This is a genomic window from Bacteroides fragilis NCTC 9343 (assembly GCF_000025985.1).
GTDB lineage: Bacteria > Bacteroidota > Bacteroidia > Bacteroidales > Bacteroidaceae > Bacteroides > Bacteroides fragilis.
Map to the genome: position 1 here is coordinate 1341275 of NC_003228.3, position 20013 is coordinate 1361287.

General features: G+C 35.3%; 14 protein-coding genes and 3 pseudogenes. 14 read left to right on the forward strand and 3 right to left on the reverse strand.

Annotated features, from left to right (window positions below):
- Positions 1-2 precede the first annotated feature (2 nt).
- The 6 genes and pseudogenes from BF9343_RS05065 (at position 3) to BF9343_RS23885 (ending at position 4992) form a co-directional block, all read left to right on the forward strand.
- Entirely contained in the window at positions 3-1250 is a 1248-nt protein-coding gene (locus tag BF9343_RS05065) for an AbiH family protein (RefSeq protein WP_010992299.1), read from the forward strand.
- 5 nt (positions 1251-1255) lie between these two features.
- Positions 1256-1324, forward strand: a pseudogene (locus BF9343_RS24255) (RhuM family protein); the annotation flags it as partial.
- A 249-nt stretch (positions 1325-1573) separates the two neighbouring features.
- Positions 1574-1783, forward strand: a complete 210-nt coding sequence (locus tag BF9343_RS23590) for a hypothetical protein (protein ID WP_010992300.1) — start codon at positions 1574-1576, stop codon at positions 1781-1783.
- A gap of 21 nt (positions 1784-1804) precedes the next feature.
- Positions 1805-2278: a phospholipase D-like domain-containing protein gene (locus BF9343_RS05070; protein WP_010992301.1), complete on the forward strand. Its 474-nt coding sequence runs from the start codon at positions 1805-1807 to the stop codon at positions 2276-2278.
- Between the two features lie 1287 nt (positions 2279-3565).
- Positions 3566-3880: a hypothetical protein gene (locus BF9343_RS05075; RefSeq protein ID WP_041926178.1), complete on the forward strand. Its 315-nt coding sequence runs from the start codon at positions 3566-3568 to the stop codon at positions 3878-3880.
- Between the two features lie 371 nt (positions 3881-4251).
- Complete coding sequence (locus BF9343_RS23885) at positions 4252-4992, forward strand: ATP-binding protein (protein ID WP_224223177.1); 741 nt, start codon at positions 4252-4254, stop codon at positions 4990-4992.
- Between the two features lie 331 nt (positions 4993-5323).
- Here BF9343_RS23885 and BF9343_RS05085 read toward each other — a convergent pair.
- A pseudogene (locus BF9343_RS05085) lies at positions 5324-5476 on the reverse strand (nucleotidyl transferase AbiEii/AbiGii toxin family protein); the annotation flags it as partial.
- Positions 5473-6195, reverse strand: coding sequence for a DUF6577 family protein (locus BF9343_RS05090; RefSeq protein ID WP_010992307.1), 723 nt, complete (start codon positions 6193-6195; stop codon positions 5473-5475). The pseudogene BF9343_RS05085 and the gene BF9343_RS05090, both read right to left, overlap by 4 nt.
- 483 nt (positions 6196-6678) lie before the next feature.
- Here BF9343_RS05090 and BF9343_RS05095 point away from each other — a divergent pair, with 483 nt between their 5' ends.
- From BF9343_RS05095 to BF9343_RS05135, 8 genes and pseudogenes are all read left to right on the forward strand, one after another.
- Positions 6679-6903 (forward strand): DUF7688 family protein, encoded by a 225-nt coding sequence (locus tag BF9343_RS05095; RefSeq protein WP_010992309.1) that lies wholly within the window; start codon positions 6679-6681, stop codon positions 6901-6903.
- A gap of 436 nt (positions 6904-7339) precedes the next feature.
- A complete protein-coding gene (locus BF9343_RS05100) occupies positions 7340-8686 on the forward strand; it encodes an ATP-binding protein (RefSeq protein WP_100738761.1) in 1347 nt (448 codons plus the stop codon).
- A 699-nt stretch (positions 8687-9385) separates the two neighbouring features.
- On the forward strand, positions 9386-10594 hold the full coding sequence (locus BF9343_RS05110) for an AAA family ATPase (protein WP_010992313.1): 1209 nt from the start codon (positions 9386-9388) through the stop codon (positions 10592-10594).
- 12 nt (positions 10595-10606) lie between these two features.
- A complete protein-coding gene (locus tag BF9343_RS05115; RefSeq protein ID WP_010992314.1) occupies positions 10607-11182 on the forward strand; it encodes an RloB family protein in 576 nt (191 codons plus the stop codon).
- Positions 11183-11302: 120 nt separating this feature from the next.
- Positions 11303-13378, forward strand: coding sequence for an ATP-dependent nuclease (locus tag BF9343_RS05120; protein WP_010992315.1), 2076 nt, complete (start codon positions 11303-11305; stop codon positions 13376-13378).
- A gap of 2 nt (positions 13379-13380) precedes the next feature.
- The gene (locus tag BF9343_RS05125) at positions 13381-15159 is read left to right on the forward strand and encodes a UvrD-helicase domain-containing protein (RefSeq protein ID WP_010992316.1); all 1779 of its coding nucleotides are present in this window, start codon (positions 13381-13383) and stop codon (positions 15157-15159) included.
- A gap of 180 nt (positions 15160-15339) precedes the next feature.
- On the forward strand, positions 15340-18624 hold the full coding sequence (locus BF9343_RS05130) for a sacsin N-terminal ATP-binding-like domain-containing protein (protein WP_010992317.1): 3285 nt from the start codon (positions 15340-15342) through the stop codon (positions 18622-18624).
- A 129-nt stretch (positions 18625-18753) separates the two neighbouring features.
- Positions 18754-19008 (forward strand): annotated as a pseudogene (locus BF9343_RS05135) (metallophosphoesterase); the annotation flags it as partial.
- Positions 19009-19489: 481 nt separating this feature from the next.
- Here BF9343_RS05135 and BF9343_RS23595 read toward each other — a convergent pair.
- Positions 19490-19750, reverse strand: a complete 261-nt coding sequence (locus BF9343_RS23595; protein WP_010992318.1) for a hypothetical protein — start codon at positions 19748-19750, stop codon at positions 19490-19492.
- Between the last annotated feature and the right edge of the window lie 263 nt (positions 19751-20013).

Below are 20013 nucleotides of genomic sequence, written 5' to 3' on the forward strand. Positions count from 1 at the left end.
ATATGAATCGAATAATACTAATCGGCAATGGTTTTGACTTGGCACATGGGCTTCCTACTAGATATGAAGATTTTATAAACTGGTATTGGGAGAAACGAGTTGATTCTTTTATAGGAAATCTTACGCCTATATCGGAGGATTGTCTTTGTTCTATCAAAATTACTTCAGACAATTACAATCGCTGTTGGAATGTCTTTGCATTTTGTCTTCCTAAGTTTTTTAACAAACCGTCCGGTAAAGAGATTATTGATAGTATTGCCAATGACTCTAAGTCTTTTGAACTTTCATTGTCTCCATTTTTTTTTAATATATGCACTTGTATTGAGACCAAAGGGTGGGTTGACATAGAAAAGGAATATTATGATTTATTGCGAAATGCGATTATAAATCCGGACAACTGTAATTATACAATTTCAGAAATCAACAAACAGTTACATTATATTCAAGGGCTTTTAGCTCAATATCTTTCTTCTATCACAACTGATAATATAAAGTGCAATAAGGAGATACAACGTCAAATTTATGGAAATATTCGTAAAGATGATGTTAGTATTTCACAATTACAAGTTTACTATGACTACGTAGATCATTTAATCCAACAAGACAATGTGTACCAACAGTTACTCTGTAGATATGGTTATGAAAGTTCCGATAGGCACTTTATGGCAGAGGATATCAAACAGCTCAGAAAGCAGTTTGTAGGTTCGTCAGAGATAGAAGAAATTTACCTAAAGGATTTAATATTTCCTGAGAATATTGTGCTACTTAATTTTAATTATACAGAAGTAGCTGACAAATATGGGTGTTTGAAAGTTGCATCTACAAACCATATTCATGGAGACTTGAATAATCCAGATAGCATAATATTTGGCTATGGTGATGAGCTTGATGAGGATTATAGAGATTTCCTTAAACAATCAGATAATGAGTGTTTAAGAAACATCAAATCTATAAAGTATTTAGAGTCGGGGAAATATCGTAATTTGCTTCAGTTCATTGAATCTGCTCCATATCAAGTTTATATCATGGGGCATTCTTGTGGTAACTCGGACCGAACTTTGCTAAACACCTTGTTTGAACATAAAAACTGTGTTTCAATAAAGCCATACTATTATCAAAAAGATGATGGTTCAGATAACTATCTGGAAATAGCACAAAATATATGTCGTAATTTTACTGACATGAAGCTAATGCGTGATAGAGTCGTTAACAAAATGTTTTGTGAACCATTACCACAATATATTAAATGATTTTTATGGCAAAAAATATAGAAATACGAAATAGCACAGCAGAGTTCCTGATTTTTCAATTAGAGGGAAAAGAACCTTTCCATTAGTGCCATCAGTGTGTGAACAGGATATAGCTTTCAATTACGAAACAATAAATTATATGGCAGTATCGCAAGATTTTAGCGCATCAAGGATAATTTCGCTAGACTCGGAACTATTGATGACAACTTCTGGAAATATTAAAATAATGATGAGAAAATAGCGAAAATCGTACAATTATTCAAAACGAGGATAAATCACTATATGTTGAGAATAATAAAGGAACAATTATAATAGGAATTGATATGCATAAAAGAAGATATTTTAGTACTGAAATCCGAGAGGCATTCAGTAAACCATATGTAAAGGTTTACTTTTTAGATGATTCTATTGCTAAGGATGCAAAGGAGGTTGTTGAAAGGTTGAATGTTGTAAAAACAGTTAGTATTACTCCAAGCAATAGTAAGGATCATCCTGGAAATACACTGACTGTTTGTCCAAAGTCGATGGTATAAGCTGAAGATTGTGAAAAAGAAATGGTAGAAGCCTTGAATAGATTTTTTTTACGAAGTGTTCTTGCAGACAGGAAACCCGTAAGAAATGATGCTTACTTCAATGATATTGCGGATAAAATAATCAAGGAGCTTGATAAGGCTCGGGTGTCAATTCATGTATGTATAGCGTGGTTTACAAATCAAAGTATAGCAGACAAATTAGTGGAAAAGCATAAGCAAGGGATTGATGTGAAGGTTATTTTCTATGATGATTATACGAATTCAAAGTTTGGAGTTAACATAGATGGAATACCATTTAAGACAATTCGTGGTTCACGAGGAGGATTAATGCACAATAAGTATTGTGTCATTGACAATCAGATTGTAATAACAGGTTCTTACAATTGGTCGGAGAATGCTGAGAACAAGAATGATGAGAATGCTGCTGTGATGTATGATTATGACAGGACATCTGATTATTCTGTAGAATTTAGAAAAATGTTCGGCTCGGAGTGACGATGTTGCTGGTGATGAGACACCAGCATTTTGTGTAATAGAGAATGCGAGATTCGTAATGTTCTTTGTATTGTATAACTAATAATCTTGCTGTCCACTAAAAATATGGACAATATTAAAAAGTTCCACAATAAAATAAAGTTGGTTCAGACCCACCAAGTCCATGACAATATTGTAGGTACCAACCAGTAGGAATTCTAAGATTAATATTCAATAAGAATGTTATTTGTATTTATGGCAGAATCATCTGTCGTAATTCTTACTCCGCATACCCCAATGTATATATCTGTTTATCAGCGATATAATATTTGAATGTATTTGAGGCTGGGAAATAAAAAATAGTATTCAGACATCAATTATCTGTGATTTTGACTGATTTTATAGAGGGAAAGTCTCAAAAATACATCAAGGGACAAAATTTTGTCCCCCGATGCCATTCTAGGGGACAACAGGGGACAAAAATGTGGAAAACATAAGCTAAAAAGAGAAAATATGGTTCTCGAATCAGCTTATTTAGTTCCTGTTTAACTGATTGATTATCAATAAATTATACTACTTACCGATGCAAAAATGTTTTGTATCATTTTTTGATTTGTAATAAATTGATATTTAATATATTATGTTTTTATGAAATGCTTCGGGGGACAAACTGGGGACAAAAATTTGCTGTCCAAAAGATAAAAAGAGCAAATATAAGGTTTGTCCCTCGATGTTTTTTAGGCCAATTTTTTTGTCCCTCGGAAAAAAAACAATCCCGTTCTCATCATACGATGATATTCGAAGCACACTGCAAATATAATAAAGTTTAGTTTGTTTTTTGTATATCTCTTCAAGTTCTAAACTAAACGGCTTTTATAAGCTCCCAAAGCCATACCTATTTTTCTTTTGGCCAGCAAAATTGTTAAAGGAGACATCACTTTGTCCTTTCAGTTCTGTCTCTTTTCACCAGTCGTTGTTTGGGCTATGTGCTTTGGCGGCATATCCTCGGTTTTACCTTTCCCTGTTTTAGCCTTCTTCTTACTTCCTCCATTATTCCGCATATCCCTTTCGGGCTATCTGGTGTGAATTGTGTCGCAAAGGTGCTTGTCATGTCTCTCTTGTCTGCAAGGTCATAGCCTTGGGTTCACAGCCAAATCTCCACCTTCTGCTTCACAGAGGTCGTATTTAGCCGTGAAACCTTGCATAAGGAGCCATGACACCTTTTGAGACGACATAATTAAATCAAGCCCGAAAGTAGTAGATGCTACAAGAGGGAAAAACAAAAAACAATCTTAAAATTTAAGCATTATGACATTCAGAGAATTTATGAAAGAAAACGGTTACGAAGTAAAAACAAAGTTTTGGGAAGATTTTTCGCTAGCAGAGCGATTTGGCCTTTCGGCTATTCAGGACACGTTCAATCGTGCTTTCAAAGAGTGGAAAGAAGATTACGAATTTCTAACCGAACTGGTATTGGTGCTTAACCATAAGATATGGCAATACCACGAAAAAAGACCGGAGTTCGCGGAACTCTACAATACCCTTGAGGAACAGACCGACCAATATGCGATGGAGAACCTGAAAGATGAAGAGCTAAGTTATTTCTTTGATGTAACGGATTAAGCGTAAGAGTGTAGGGAGCCGGCTTCGGTCGGGTTCTCTTCCGTGCAGATCCCTTTTTATTAGCGCGGATTCCCCTTTTATTTTACATTGTCATGTGTTACTGACATAAAATTGTGTTGCACAATTTTCGTTTCTATCGGAATAGCCATTTGTATCTTTTGGGGTTGGATTTACCTTGTTGGAGATTACGATTGCAGAATTACAGAAGCTAGGCGAAAGCGAAGACCATATAGAATTTAAGGAGGCAAAGCATAATTACACGTTTGCCGGAGGAAAACATGTTGATCTAAAAGACAGGCGACGGTGTGTATTGGGGTGTATTGTCGCCTTGGCGAATGAAAAGGGTGGACGATTGGTATTAGGAATGGTATATGCTCCATGCGGTTGTCGGTTCGGATTTTTCAGCCAAGATATGCGAGGGGCTTACTATAGAGGATTTGGATAAGGAGGCCATAGCGGAAATGAAAACCCAATATGCGCGAAAGCAGGAAAATCCGTTGTTTCAAAACTATCCCGACGAACAAGTGCTGTCTGATTTGGATTTGTTGAAGGACGGGAAATTGAATTATGCGGCACTTATTCTGCTTGGGAAATCCGAAGCCATACGGAAATATCTCCCTCAGAACAATATCGTTGTAGAGTTCAGGATGTATCACTCGATGATACAATATACCGCTTGCAAAGAATTTCAGTTGCTGTTATTCATAGCTATTGACAAGGTATGGGATTACATCAACCAGCCTGCCAGCAATCCGCTTCTGTATTACAATGACGGCTCTTATATATTCGATATACCATCTTTCAACAAAGAGGTAATCGGAGAGGCGATATTGAATGTTTGCTGCCACCGCTCAATGTTGATTCAGAGCGATGTCGTCATCAAGCAATATCCCGATAGTATAACCATTACCAATGCTGGTGGTTTTCCGTCCGGAGTGGATATGAACAACATTTTGACAGTGAACAGTGTTCCGCGCAGTAAACTGATGAGCGAGGTATTGCAGAAGACAGGATTGGTGGAGCGTTCCGGTCAAGGAGTGGAAAAAATGTTCTACAACTGTATTATGGAAGGGAAAGCACTGCCTGACTATTCGGGAACAGACTCGTATTAGGTAAGTCTCACATTCAATGCTCCTATACTTGATACGGCCTTTGTTATTTTTGTCAGGAAGGTACAGGATAATAGAGCTGCCGCCGAGCAACTGAATGTCTTTGAATTGCTGGCTTTGTACAAAATGGCAATGAGGGATTACGAGGGGCTTGATGAAAAGGTTTTATGAAAATTGTCGGAAGAAAACCTTATCGTTTACGAAAACGGCTCTTATCGCTTGTCCGAGGAATATCGGAATGAGTTTGCTGAAAGACTGAAGGGCTTGAGCATGACTCACCTCAAGTTGGTTTCAGACTGTTTTCATAAAAATGGTTATGTATAGCTATACATAAGCCTTTGAAAACCAAAGGACAGCCTGCCTCTTCCAGCATTTCAAGCAGTGACAAGGCACGGATTACTTTTTCAATGAGATTCTTGTCGTTGTAGTGTAGGTCGGACGAAACTCGTTCAATCCATTCTGTCGTGAAACACTCTTTCTTTATCATACTATATTCAAATTTTCTAAGATTGTTGATAATTCTTCTTTCACTTTACGTCTGCCGGCATATCTGAAAAGTCGGCTTCGATTGATTGCATACAGATTAAAGGCATTTTCTATGATACGTTCGCTTTCACTACCTTGCAGATAAAAGAAGTCCACATCTCTCAATATGTCCACCAATAGTTTTTCCAACGTGGGTATAGGTACGCCCGATATGTGCTGTAAGGGAGCTTCTGATACAAGATTTTTCACTATAAAAACACGGCTGTCCATATCTACATACCGGTATATCATCTCTTTGTTCGGCCGCAGATAAACATCTTGGTAATCGTCTTTCAGAAGATGGAAAACGGTTTCTGCTGTACCTCTATCCGTTTCCACATAAATAATGCGGTTGGGTGAAAGGTGATGCTGCAACGGTGCGATAATCTCTCCCTGATAGATGCAAAATTTGGCGAACGGGAAATGGGTTGTCAGCAAATCATAAACTTCTTTCACTTCCTCTGCCGGTTGCGGGGCAAAGGACGGTTTCAAAATTCTGGCATACATTCCACGCCCGGTTCTGACTAACTTGTTTTCATTCACGAGCTTGAATAAATACCATGCCAGGGAAGACTTGTTTATGCCAATCTTTTTGTGAAGATAGGCAAACAAATCTTCCATGCTGAATTTAAGATGGGTGTCAGCATATTCAAGTATGGATGTCGTTGTTTCGTTAGTCATATCACTTGTTTTACGTTGTAAAAATAGCAAATTTTCGGCACTATTTCTATTTAGTGCCGAAAATTTGTTGTTTGCAATCTTGAAATACAGCAATCAAAGCCAATTAATCGTCTTGCATTTGTTCATTTTATAACTCCACTCGATAGTATTGCTAACTTTATTATTTTGCAGGTATCTACTTCTTTTTATGCCATACACTGACTTATCCCTATTGTACGACTCAGGTTTTACCCGTTTGCTGGTAAGTCTGGTTTTCTCTTTTCGTCGGCAAAGGTAGGACAAAGCGCATAACGCCAAACCGCATTTCATTCGGATAACGAAAACAGACGGTTGCACGGTCGGTTTTCTATCTGGGTTTGGCTTTTTATGCTCCACTTTATCCATTTCCTGCCTTAAAAAGCTGAAAAACAGACCTGCGAAGCAAAGCGAAAGCAGGGAAAGAAAAAACAGCTTTAAAGTTTAACCACTCAAAAACAAACTGTTATGGTAGAAGAAATTAAACAAGGCGACAAAGTTGTATTGCCGGGCGAGGACGGCTTTTCCGTACCCATGATTTTTAACAACATCTGCGGTAAGAACTTTTCAGGGGAGGAATACCGCAATTATATCAAGTATGTAGTCTATGACAGTATGGGGCTGAAACCGGGCATTGTCTCCTATTATCGGGACGGAGTTTTATACAAGAGCGGTACAATCCCGAAACTCTGAACGGACATTAACGGCGCAGTTTAGTCCTCACGAAAAGAACAAAGAAATGTGAAGTGAAATGAAAAATTGATAGATATGGAAGCAACGACAATTCATCCGGCAGGAGCCTACCTTCGTAACGCAGACAACCCACCGTACTTGTACGTTTGGATAGAGGGAACACGGCCGACGGTGCGAACCGGGAGAAGATAGCATGAAGACTTTTAGAGATACAAACTCCGACTGTAAAGCCAGTCCGTGACAGTGTAAACAATATGGGTTAAACTTCTCTAAAAGTATCAACCTCTAAATCAAGGAAGGTCAATAGCGTTGGTAGACTATACTTGACTTTTTACAGGAAATAGTGATTTTTATATCTGACTTTTTACAAAAATAGCATGGAAATACCTCTGACTTTTTACAAAAGTATTATCTTTGCAAAAAAATGGAGGTTGCTATGGAGAAAATATACTATCCGAGAACGATTGACAGCTACTTGCTGGAATGGAAAAACGAGAGAGCGCACAAGCCTTTGCTGCTTCGGGGTGCGCGTCAGGTGGGGAAATCCTCTGCCGTCCGTCAGTTGGGGAAGACTTTCAAGTATTTCATGGAGGTGAATTTCGAGCGGGACAAAGAGATTATTTCGGTGTTCACTGGTAATCTGAAACCGAAAGAGATCACCTCGCGCCTTGCGGCCTTTTACGGCATACCTGTCGTGCCGGGCGAAACGCTTTTGTTTCTGGACGAGATTCAGGCCTGCACGCCTGCGATACACAGCCTTTGGTTCTTCTATGAGGATTATCCGGAGCTTCATGTCGTGGCAGCTGGCTCGCTGTTGGAATTTGCCTTAAAGAAGATGGCTTTTTTCGGTGTTGGCAGGGTGCGCTCGCTCTTCATGTACCCGATGTCTTTCGACGAGTTCCTTGCCGCAACGGGACACGCCGGCTGGATTGAAGCGAAGCGGAACGCTTCTCCGGCAGAACCTTTGTTCGAGGCTCTGCACGGGAAACTGGTGGAAAGTTTCCGCAATTACCTGATGGTCGGGGGAATGCCTGAATCCGTCCAGAACTGGGTAGAGACGGAAGATTACTTGAAATGTCAGCAGGTGCAGGACGATATTATGCTGGCGTATGAAGACGATTTCTCGAAGTACGAGGAGAAAGCCGACCCGATGTTGCTCCGCCAGACGCTCCGCAGCGTGGCGCAGCAGATAGGCGGGAAATTCGTGTATAGCAACGTGCAGGGGAATTATCGGAGCGAGAAGATCAAGAGTGCGCTGGAACTACTGAAAGATGCCGGGTTGGTAAGACCGGCCGTGCATACTGCTGCCAATGGCATACCGCTGGGAGCCGAGATCAACGAGAAGTTCGTGAAATATATCTTTCTGGACAGCGGGTTGTTGTTGCGGCTGCTCGGCTTGGAGAACACGGGAGGCACATCGGAGATGTCGAGACTGGTGCTTGTCGGGGCGGCCTCCGATTTGGTGAACAAAGGGCATATCACGGAGATGGTGGCGGGCTTGGAACTGCTGAAATACAATACGCCCGTGCAACGGCATGACCTGTATTACTGGCAGAATCTGTCACGCGGGGCGCAGGCGGAAGTGGATTATGTCATCGTCAAGGACATGCGGGTCGTTCCCTTGGAAGTGAAAGCGGGCACGACGGGTTCGATGAAAAGCATGTACCAGTTCATGGAAGAGAAACACCTGACATACGGCATACGAACATCGTTGGAGAACTTCGGCAAGTTGGAGAAGGCGGATATTATTCCTCTGTACGCCTTGTCCAATCTGTATAAATAGGGATTCTGCAAAGGAGGCGTCCCCAATGATGCCGCCGCTTTTCCCTTATTAAGCAACAAGGAGTAATGCGGGTAAGATCTTGCGCTACGGGATCGAACCCGTAGCGCAAGATGTCGCATAACGTTTTTCGGGTATATTTATTCTTTGTCTTTCCATCTCTCCTATAATTTATTTGAAATAATACTCGAAGAATATATGATAAGTTAAGCTGGGGGGAATTTCTTTCGGTGGACAGTGCAGACGCTCCTGTGAGGTCTTTATTGCAATTTATTAGTGCTTCTCGTATAGTACATGAGCAGATGTTTCTTCTTGTCGTATACCATCTTTTATCATAATAGGACGTGGTAAAACCTGTATCAATCTATTATAGAAATGATAGAGGTTTGCTTCCCACATTCTGTCCGGATAGATACGGTGTGTCCACCTTACATTAGAACCCCTGTGGTGATTAGCATCAGCAAACATACGTCTTATTTCTGCTTCTGTACATAGATAGTCATCTTCATGGCTTCTTCTGTAGGTATACTTACCTTTTCCTTGTTGTGATCCAAGATTTTTAAATGATTGATATTGCCTAAGGTTATAATAAATTTAATAGAATAGATATTAGTTTGTGATATTTGTAGAAATAATGCAAATAAATGAATCTTATTTGTGAATATGGACATTTAGTTATATATTTGTGGAAAAACAGATTATATGATAGCAGAAATTAGATTTAAGAACATGTTCTCATTTAGAGACGAGGCTATATTAAGTTTTGAAGCTGATAGAAGTAAAGATATGGAATCATATCATGTTGTAGAATTAGGGGGTGATGTGAGACTATTGAAAGTGGCTGTCATTTATGGAGCAAATGCTTCGGGTAAGAGTAATATTATTAAAGTTTGTGATTTTATCAAGTCATTCATTACTTATACTCCACTTAATAAGGCAGAACAAATTCAAATAGTCCCGTTTCTCCTAAATAAAACAAATTCGAGGCAGTTATCTGAATATTCGATTTCGTTCTACTTGAAGAATGAGGAAAAAGCAGTTCGTTATGTCTATTCTGTAGCTTTAGATAGATGGCACGTAGCAAAGGAAAGTCTAATCTATTATCCAAGCCAACAGCCTGCTACTATATTTGAAAGAAATACTGAGAATAACGTATCTGTTATTAAATTTGGACAGAAGATCAAAATGTCGCAATCTGTCAAAGAGGAAATAACATTGAAGTGTTTGCATAACATGTCAGTTTTTGCTGCTTATTTGCAGGTAAATACACATATTGTAGAATTAGAGGCAGTTCTTCAGTATCTAACCAATCAGGTTATGCCGGCGATTGTGCCTGCATCATCTTTAAGTCGTTATGCCGAAGAATCAATCAAGGACGAGTCTGCAAAAGATTATATTTTGAGATATCTACAGGAAGCTGATTTCAATATTTCAAATATTACTTCCAAAGAACAGGAAACACATAAGGGTTCGATTAATTATACTATGTATCAGCATAAAGTTTCATCTGATGATGGTAACAATGATTATTATGAGTTCCCGGAACTGTTTGAATCGGACGGTACTATACGTACGTTTGGCCTGGCCGCTCAAGTGCAAAAGATTCTTGAAAGAGATGCTTTTCTTGCAGTTGACGAGATTGAATCCTCTCTTCATCCGAAATTGATAGAATACATCATTGAACGTTTTCTAAAAGAATCAGAGCAAGCCCAGTTGTTGCTCACTACACATTATGATGGACTGTTAGGAGAGGAAGATTTGCTTAGAAAAGATAATGTCTGGTTTACTGAAAAGAATCCGGATGGATCAAGTGTGCTATATCCTCTAACAGATTTCAAGGGATTGAATAGGATCAGTTCTCTCCAAAAGGCATATAAATTTGGTAAATTCGGTGCAGTCCCTAATCTATAATCATGTACTTTTATGAGAAAAGCAAGAAAAAATACAGCGACCAGACAGGTTATTCATATCGTTGGTGAGGGCTTGACTGAATTATTCTATTTCAGTCATTTGAAAAAAATACTTGGTTATAGATATTCTATTTCTCCTCGTTTATTTGAAAACAATAGTATTGAGAAAATAGAAAAGAAGATAAAGGAACTTCTAGATGAAGATGTCTTTGTAATATGTGTTTTTGATGCAGATGTTAGCAGGCGTTCTGATGCAGAAAATAAAAAAATGGTGTCGTTCAAAAAGAAATATGAAAATAATCCCAATGTGATTCTCTGTGATAGCCTACAGTCAATAGAATATTGGTTTTTACTACATTTTGAAGATACGTGTCGACATTTTCAAGATTCTGCAGCAACAGAAAGAGCATTAAAGCAATATCTGCCAACATACGATAAAACTCGGAAATACCTTGAGAAGGATAAATGGGTTAAAGAAATGCTTGCTGGCTCAAAAATGGATAAGGCATGTGAATTAGCTGAAAAATATAAAGGTAGAGATTCTTATAGCGAGATTTATAAGGCGATTAAAAAAGTTAGTCAGAATTAAAATAGTAAAAATATTAAGTTCGATTGATAGTATTATCTGTATGTTAGATGAATAATATTTTATAATTTAGAAATGTGTGGAATTATAAAAATGGACACATTATAAAAAAGAGGGTCTTTTATGTATATATCGAAGGTATCATTAGTGAATTATCGCAATTTTGAGAACTCATTTTTCCTTTTTAATAAAGGAATAAATACTATAATTGGAGAAAATGCATCTGGTAAAACTAATTTATTTAGGGCTATTCGTCTTATATTGGATGATAACCTATTATCTTCTGCATACAAACTTAATGAAAACGATTTCAATAGAAATTTGATAAATTGGAAAGGAAGATGGATTATAATAAGTTTGGAATTCAGTGAAATATCAAATGAAGAAGCTATCCAAGCTTTATTCGTTTATGGAAGTGGAGTCATAGCAGATGATAAAGTTAAAAAGGCTACTTATAATTTATTCTTTAGGCCTAAGCCTGAAATCAGAAAACAACTTTCAGAATTAAAAGAAGGAGATCATGATGGATTAAATTTTATTTTAGATAAAATTACTATCAATGATTATGAGACTTTTTTTACAGGGAAGAGTACTGTTGATTTTAATGATAAAAATGTACAACGTGAATTGATGGGAGACTTTGAAAATGTAATTTTCAATTATGAAATAGATGAATCAAAGTTTGGAGGTCGTATTCCTCATCAGTTATCTATAAGCAAAGAGGTTGCATTTACTTTCATTAAGGCATTGCGAGATGTTGTGTCCGATTTTCAAGATAATAAGAAGAATCCTTTATTGACACTTCTAAAAAGTAAAAGTGAAGAGTTAAATGATAAAGATTCAGAGTTAATCTCAAATAAAGTAAAAGATTTAAATAGAACAATAGAAGATTTAAATGATATTAAGGAAATTACTAATAATATTTCCGAAACAATAAAAGAGGCAGTTGGTACTACGTACTCTCCTTCTTCATTGTCTATAAAATCAAATCTTCCAAACGAGGCCGAAAAATTATTTCATGCATTAAAATTGTTTATAGGAGAACCGGGAGAGGATTATGAAGGTAGTATTCATGAATTAAGTTTAGGTGGGGCAAATTTAATATTCCTAACATTGAAACTTCTTGAGTATAAATATAGAAAAGGAAAAGATCGCATTGCAAACTTTCTTCTAATAGAAGAGCCTGAAGCACATATCCATACACATATACAGAAGGCTTTATTTGATAAAATAGAATACGAAGATACACAGATTATTTATTCAACGCATTCTACTCATATTTCGGAGGTTTCAAATATCTCAAATATGAATATTATAAATAGGTTTAAGAATTATTCTGAAGTTTATCAACCATTTATAGGCCTAAATGATGAAGAAATAATGCATATAGAAAGGTTTTTAGATGCCATAAGGTGTAATATACTATTTGCAAAAAGTGTAATCTTAGTAGAAGGAGATGCTGAAGAAATTCTAATTCCAGTAATGGTGAAGAATACTTTAGGAGTTAGTTTAGACGAACTTGGGATAAGTTTAATCAATGTTAGAAGTACTGGATTTGAAAATCTTGCACAGTTATTTCATAATCAGAGAATAAAGAAAAGATGTGCTATTATTACGGATTTAGATGAATCTATAACAGGAAAAGATACAGAGGCCTCAAAAAGAGGTTTAAGTAGAAAAGCAAAATTAGATTCAATTAAAAATGCAAATGAATGGATATGTCCATTTTATGCACCACATACTTTTGAGGTAGAATTTCTTGGAAATGGTAATAAAGATATAGTCTTATCAACAGTTAAAGATGTTTATAAAGATAAAGACACGATTGAATTGTCTGAACAAGAAATAAATTCTAGTGATATAAAGGAATACGGAAAAAGAATTTTAACAATGGCAAATTATAAGGGTAAAGGATGGTATGCAATACTTTTGAGTAATTATATAACGCCATCAGTGTGTATACCTAAATATATATTAGATGCTATTGTATTTGCAAAATCTAAATTTTCAAACGAATTAATTGTTCAAATGCTAGAATATGTATTAGATACATATGATGAAGATGAAGAAATTGATAATCTTAAAAACGAATTAAAATCGTATAATGAAGGACGTACTTCTTTTGACGATATTAAGAAATCTTTAGAAGGAGTATTGAATGATAATGAACCAATATTGTATATATTAAATCAACTTTAGGTATGTTTGTTTGGGGAAAAAATGATTTGAATCCAGAGCAGGAAAAGGCTATATATAATGAAAACAGTATCTTATTAATAGCATGTCCAGGAAGTGGAAAAACAAGAACAATAATCTATAAGATAGCTTATGAACTGTCTAAATTAGAATCCAATAAACAGTATATTATTGCTATCACATATACAAATCGTGCTGCAGATGAAATAAAAGAGCGAATAGAATTATTGGGGGTAGATACTGAACAACTATGGATTGGAACTATTCATTCATTCTGTGTTGAATGGATTCTTAAACCGTACCATATGTATCTAGAAGAACTAAGATTTGGATATGATATTATTAATACTAATGATACTGAGAATTATCTAGTGTCTTTATGTGCTTCATATTCAACACCAAAGAAAAAAATTACATATTGGGATTGTCTTTGTTATTGCTTCACATCGGAAGGCTTGAAGATAAATTGCACCAAACCAACAATAAAGGAGACTGTAGAATTAATTATCTATGATTACTATCAGAATTTAAAAGAAAAGCATGAAATAGATTATGGATTAATATTATATTATTCATATTGTCTTTTGAAAGAAAATCAAAGTATATGTAAGACTCTATCTAATATTTTTCCTTATATTTTAATTGATGAATATCAAGATACAAAAGAATTGCAATATATGATTTTAGGTGCAATTTTAAAAACCGGAAAAGAGAATAAAGCTTTTATTGTTGGTGATCCGAATCAATCTATATATGGTAATTTAGGAGGTTTTCCAATGAATAAAACTCAATTGGAAAATGTAACGGGATTATATTATGACGAGTTATCATTAAGTAATAATTATAGATCATCATCTCTTCTTGTATCATATTTTGATTACTTTAAAACTTATGCAAACAAAATAGAGGCTACAGGAAAAACGAAGGACTACCAAAGTGTTATTAGTTATAATAAGACAATTTCAATAGAAGATTTAGAAAATGAAATAGTTCGTATAATTCAAACAAATATTGATGAATATCATATCTTTCCGAATGAAATATGTATACTTGCACCACAATGGATTCATTTATCTGGTTTAACAAGAAACTTAATGGCACGTTTACCTCAATATAGTTTTGATGGGCCAGGTATGGCACCATTTGCACGTGATATAGATAATTTTTGGTATAAATTATCACGTATTATATTAACAGATTCTACTCCGGGTTTATATATCAGAAGATTACGTTGGGCAAGTGAAATAGTAACTAATCTAATATCGATTGGAGTAACTAATGTTGATTTATCTGCCAAACAAATATTATACATTTGCAATAATATATTAATAAACGAACAAGATGGCTTGGAATATCTAAAGAAATTTTTCAATGCATTTCTTGACAGGGTTAATATTGACATTAATCAGAATAAATATTTAAAAATGCATTATGATGCATTTTTTGATAGTTCTAAAAAACGTATCGAGAGATTGAAAAAGGAAGGTGCAGAGTTTATAACGAACATTGATACTTTTAGAAAAGTCTTTCAACAAAAAAAAGGAATTACTATCTCTACAAACCATGGGGTAAAAGGAGCAGAATTTGATACAGTAATAGCTTTTGGGCTGTTAGATGGCTATGTTCCACATTTTAGTGAGCTAAATAAGGAAGAAAGCGCCAAACGCATATTGTATGTTATAGCTTCTCGTGCTAGAAAAAATTTATATTTAATATCTGAACAGGGCCGGAAGAAATATCCAACACAAATTCTCGATCGTTATAAATATCCATATAATGGATAAAAATATTATTATATGGTTGCAATAATTGAAAATTAGATATAATGCACATTAAAATGATTGTTGTATCGTCACATATATGTGTTTCTACTGTATCGTTGTTACGCTAATTAGTAGATTGCTATTGGGCTTAAAGACTATATTGTAGTATTTTGTAATTTTAGGAAAATAAAATAATTAAATATGGAAGAAGATATTCAAAAGCAAATTATTGCAGCAAAAGAAGAGGCACATGATGAAACTATATGGGGGAAACCTGCAAATGATATTATTACTGGAATTGGCAATAATTCAGGAGTAAGGCCTCAACGTGCCATATGGGAAATGGTACAGAACGCTAGGGACGTATCCTTAAATGGTAAGGCAGATATAGTATTTGAGCGCCAACACGACTGCTTTATATTTCAACATAACGGTATTTCGTTTACTAATAATACATTAGAAGCGCTGATTTTACAGACTAGCTCAAAGGTACGTAATGATAGCGTACAAGTAGGGCAATATGGCACAGGCTTCCTTACAACACACAAACTTGGTTTAAAGTTCACTCTGTCAAGTTCTGTTCAATTACTAGAAAATGAACAATTATTTCATCATTTTAGTAATTTTCTGATAGATCGTTCTTCAACCGATAAGAAGCAGATGCGTGATAGTCTGAAAAAACAGATAAAAATAACAGAAGAATGGGCTCGGAATCCAACTATCGTGAGCGGACCATCTTCTTTAACTACATTTCGTTATATTCAAGAGCATGAAGTGGAAAAGATGAATACAAAGGAGGCTTTCAAAGCATCTTCTGCTCTTGCTCCTTACGTTATCGCTTTAAACCCTTGTGTAAATTCTATTTCTTTTGTTGACAATGTAGAGGATTGTAAAGAATTATATATTCGAAAAAGTACAGAAATAATTAATACATGTGATTTTTACAATGTAGTTAAGGTAACTATTGATAAATGTGAAACAGAAAGCTGTGACTTTACAGTATTGATGCTTCAAAGTAAAGAGACGGTCGAAGAAAGCGGGGAACCTAAAGTTATAGTTATTTTACCAATTAAGGAGCTGGAAAGTAAATCAGTTGCTTTTGCTTTGTCTAAAGATGTTCCTAACTTATTCATATATTTACCTTTGTTAGGGACTGAACAATGGGGATTAAATTTTATATTTCATTCACCGTTATTTACTTGTGACAAAGATAGCCGTGACAGTTTACGCTTTGTAGGTAATGGACAAAACAATGATGTTGATGCTGAACGGAATAAAGGTATTATACAATTGGCGGATGTTATTGTAAGTCATTATATTACAGAGAATCTTTCTAATATACAAGATTGCATGTATTTGGCAAAGGTTGCATTTAATTTGCATAATAGCGATGAAGCTTTGGCTAACTATTACAAAAGCTTGCAGTCATCATGGGTAAAGAAGTATGAATCTTTTCCTTTTGTGATTACAAAAAACGGCAATATAATAACTAGACAAGCGAAGGTTTTTGATAAGGAACTCTTTGATGCATGTCTAGAAAATAAAGATTTACTGACAGCTGTATATAATGTAACGGTACAAATATATGGTACAGATTATTTACCGTTAGAAACTAATATGTTGTTTTGGAGTGAAACACTATTACAGTGGTATGAAGCAGAGAGTTTCAATCCACATTTGATACACCTTAGTGATATTGTTGAATATATCGATAAAAATAATATTACTACAATTGGAGAAGAAAACCTATGGTGTATTGATAACTATATAGCCAATAGTAAGCAGATAGGGTTATTCACTAAATATAAACTACTACCTACAAAGAATGGGGAATTGCGGGTAAGAGAAGATTTACTGAATCCTATTATACACGATGAATCTTTGCTTAAAATATTAGACAGCTTACTGCCTAACGATGTAGCTTCATTTATTCATACACGATTTGTTTTATTTGAAGATGTAAAGATAGAAGAATACGATCATAACAAAGTTAAAGAAAGCATGCGCCTATTGGTTTCAGAGTTGAGTGATTTGCAGAAGGGACATGAAATCTATCGAACAAATATATTAGCAGGACTTGATGTGGATTCTAATAAATATGAGCAAAATAAACTTTCTGATAATCATATTAATGCCTTAATGGGATTCTATGCATATATAGTTAATATCGGAGGTGAAGCTTTTCAGTATAAAATGATACATCTTTTAGCTGATTTCTATAATATAGATTTGAAATCAGGTGAAGCATATATCAAAGAAATTTATGATTGGCGTACTGTTGCTCCTTTACTAATTAAAGATGCATTATTCCGTTTCACTCTTATGGATAGTCAAAAGCAAGCAGAAAATGCTGAATGGGTGCGCCAAATGGTAATAGCATTATACAACTATTCTGACTACCGTACTTATCTAGATAAGTATACCGTTTATCCGAATGAAATGGATAAATATTGCTATTCAAAAAAAATATCGAAAAGCGTTAATATAACCAATGATTTAATAGCATTGTATGATAAGATAGTCAATAACGAGAATGGTGAGAATATGTGTAAAAGCATAAAATGTGTATTACTTAAAAATACATACAACGATTATTTTGTAGAAAATGCTACGATAGAAGGTTCTTCATTAGCTGAAAAAATCATGTTGGAAATAAAACGTGAAGGAGCTTATCCAGATATTTCTGCAAATAAATGGAAACAACAAATCTTAGACATCATAGCAAAGCAAGATAAAGACGTTTACTGGGCATCAATATTTGGTGAAATAGACTCGTCAAAAGGTGCTATTCTACTGTCTGTAATACAAGAAAAGGAGAAAAAAGACAGCATACTAAGTCTTATTCGAGTAAGTGATACGAAGAAACTAAAGGCTTTAGCCGAAGTCGCTGAGGATGATAATTTGGCTCGAATTATTGAATTGGGTAAAGCTGCATTGAGAGATGAAATGAATTCAGAAGCAGACTTTGAATACAAAAAGAAACTAGGCGAATATGTAGAAGAACTCATACGTAAAGAGATAGACAGTAAACTGAAAGCTGGTTCACATATAATGGAAGTTTTAAGTCAGCAAGATGGCCAAGATATTATTATATTACTTGATGGTACTGCAATTTATTACATAGAAGTTAAGTCTCGCTGGTCTCAAAAGGATTCTGTATTGATGAGTGCATTGCAATTCCGTACTTCCGTTGAAGAAAAGACACATTATGCCTTGTGCGAAGTAGACATGATTACGTATAATAGAGAAAACGTTGACAAACATGAGTTTCCTGATGTTGAAGAAACAATAAATCGTATATCTGCAATTATGAATATTGGTGTGCTAAATGAGACTTTAAAAGATACTTTAAATCAGGATTCTGACCAAGTACATGTAGGTGGAGATTACAAAGTTGTAGTACCTCAGACTGTATGGGAGGAACATGGTAAACATTTTAATGAATTAGTGGAAGAAATAAAAAAAATAGTAGAAGAAAAATTGTAAATTCCTTTTTCGGTTAGGTACTGCTTGTTATCATTATTGCTGATTTCAGTTAAATGTTGACGATATAAAATAATAATTTGTACTATAATATCATAAACAATCAGATTGAACAATCAAAAACAACATATAATGCGAATACAATACATGAGTGATCTGCACCTAGAATTTTCGGAGAATAGCATATTTCTGAAACAGAACGAGATACCAGTAACTGGTGAGGTACTGGTATTAGCTGGTGATATATTCTATCTAAAGGATAAGATTGCCCCACGGGCAAAGTTTTGGAAATGGGCGTCTGAGAACTATAGGCAAGTCTTGATTGTTCCCGGTAACCATGAGTATTATAATTATTCGGATGTAATGGAGCGTGGCTTACAATGGAAGTAAGCATAAAATTTAAACAGGATCTAAGGTACAGTTTTAAATATTCCTTGGTCTTTTTCCATTACGATAAATGTTAAGGCACAGGCTAATGTTTCCCATTTGTCAGCTTCTTTTCTCTAAGTTTAACGAGCTCTTTCTTGGTTATCGCTTTCTTTGCCATATCTGTATTCTGCTTCAAGGAGTTATTACTATTGTTTCTGATTTTTGTTTGAGGGACATAATTTTGTCCCCAGTCTGACTTTTAGAGGACAAACTGGGGACAAAATTATAAAATTTAATACGGTATTTTAGGTTTCTTTATGTATATAAAATGCTGATTATTAGCTATATGGTGGTTGATTTTATTATTATTGAATTTTCCAAGGTGTATTTTGTAATCAGCTGATAATAAGCGGTTTAAATTTTGCTATTTCCCGATGCAGCATATTATGCTAATTGACTGTCAATACTTTATGGCTTAAAAGGTAGAAGGCTCAAAAATTTACTTGTTTTTTGCCGAAAATCGAAGATTTAACACTTTTAACCTTAGTTTATCTTCAAACGAAGGGGAAAAGAGAAAAATAGCTCTCTTTTGCTCCGAAACCTCCGGTTCGCAAAGATAAGGCATATCGGTGATTATTTCGCCGATTGAGGCTGCAAAATCGGAGATGGATTTACGGATTTGCAGGTTGCTTTTGTGTCTTGATGAGGGGCGAATCTTGCTTCGCTTTTGAGTTAGGATTTCGGATTCTTTTGCAGCCAAAAGAGAAAATCGGTAGATATGGTTCGGCTCGGCTTTGGCGAAGCCATTTCTTTTTCTCCCTCTGTTAGCTTTACTTTAATGAACGTATATATGAATACGGAGATAAAGTAAAGTTGCTTTCGATACAATCACCATCTTTGACCGAATCAATTTAACAAACTGTATACCATCAAAAATACAAAGTTATCTAGAACAAAAATAGAAAAATAATTGGCTGAATGAGATGTAATCACTATTTTCGTAGTTAGTCTCGAAAGAGATAA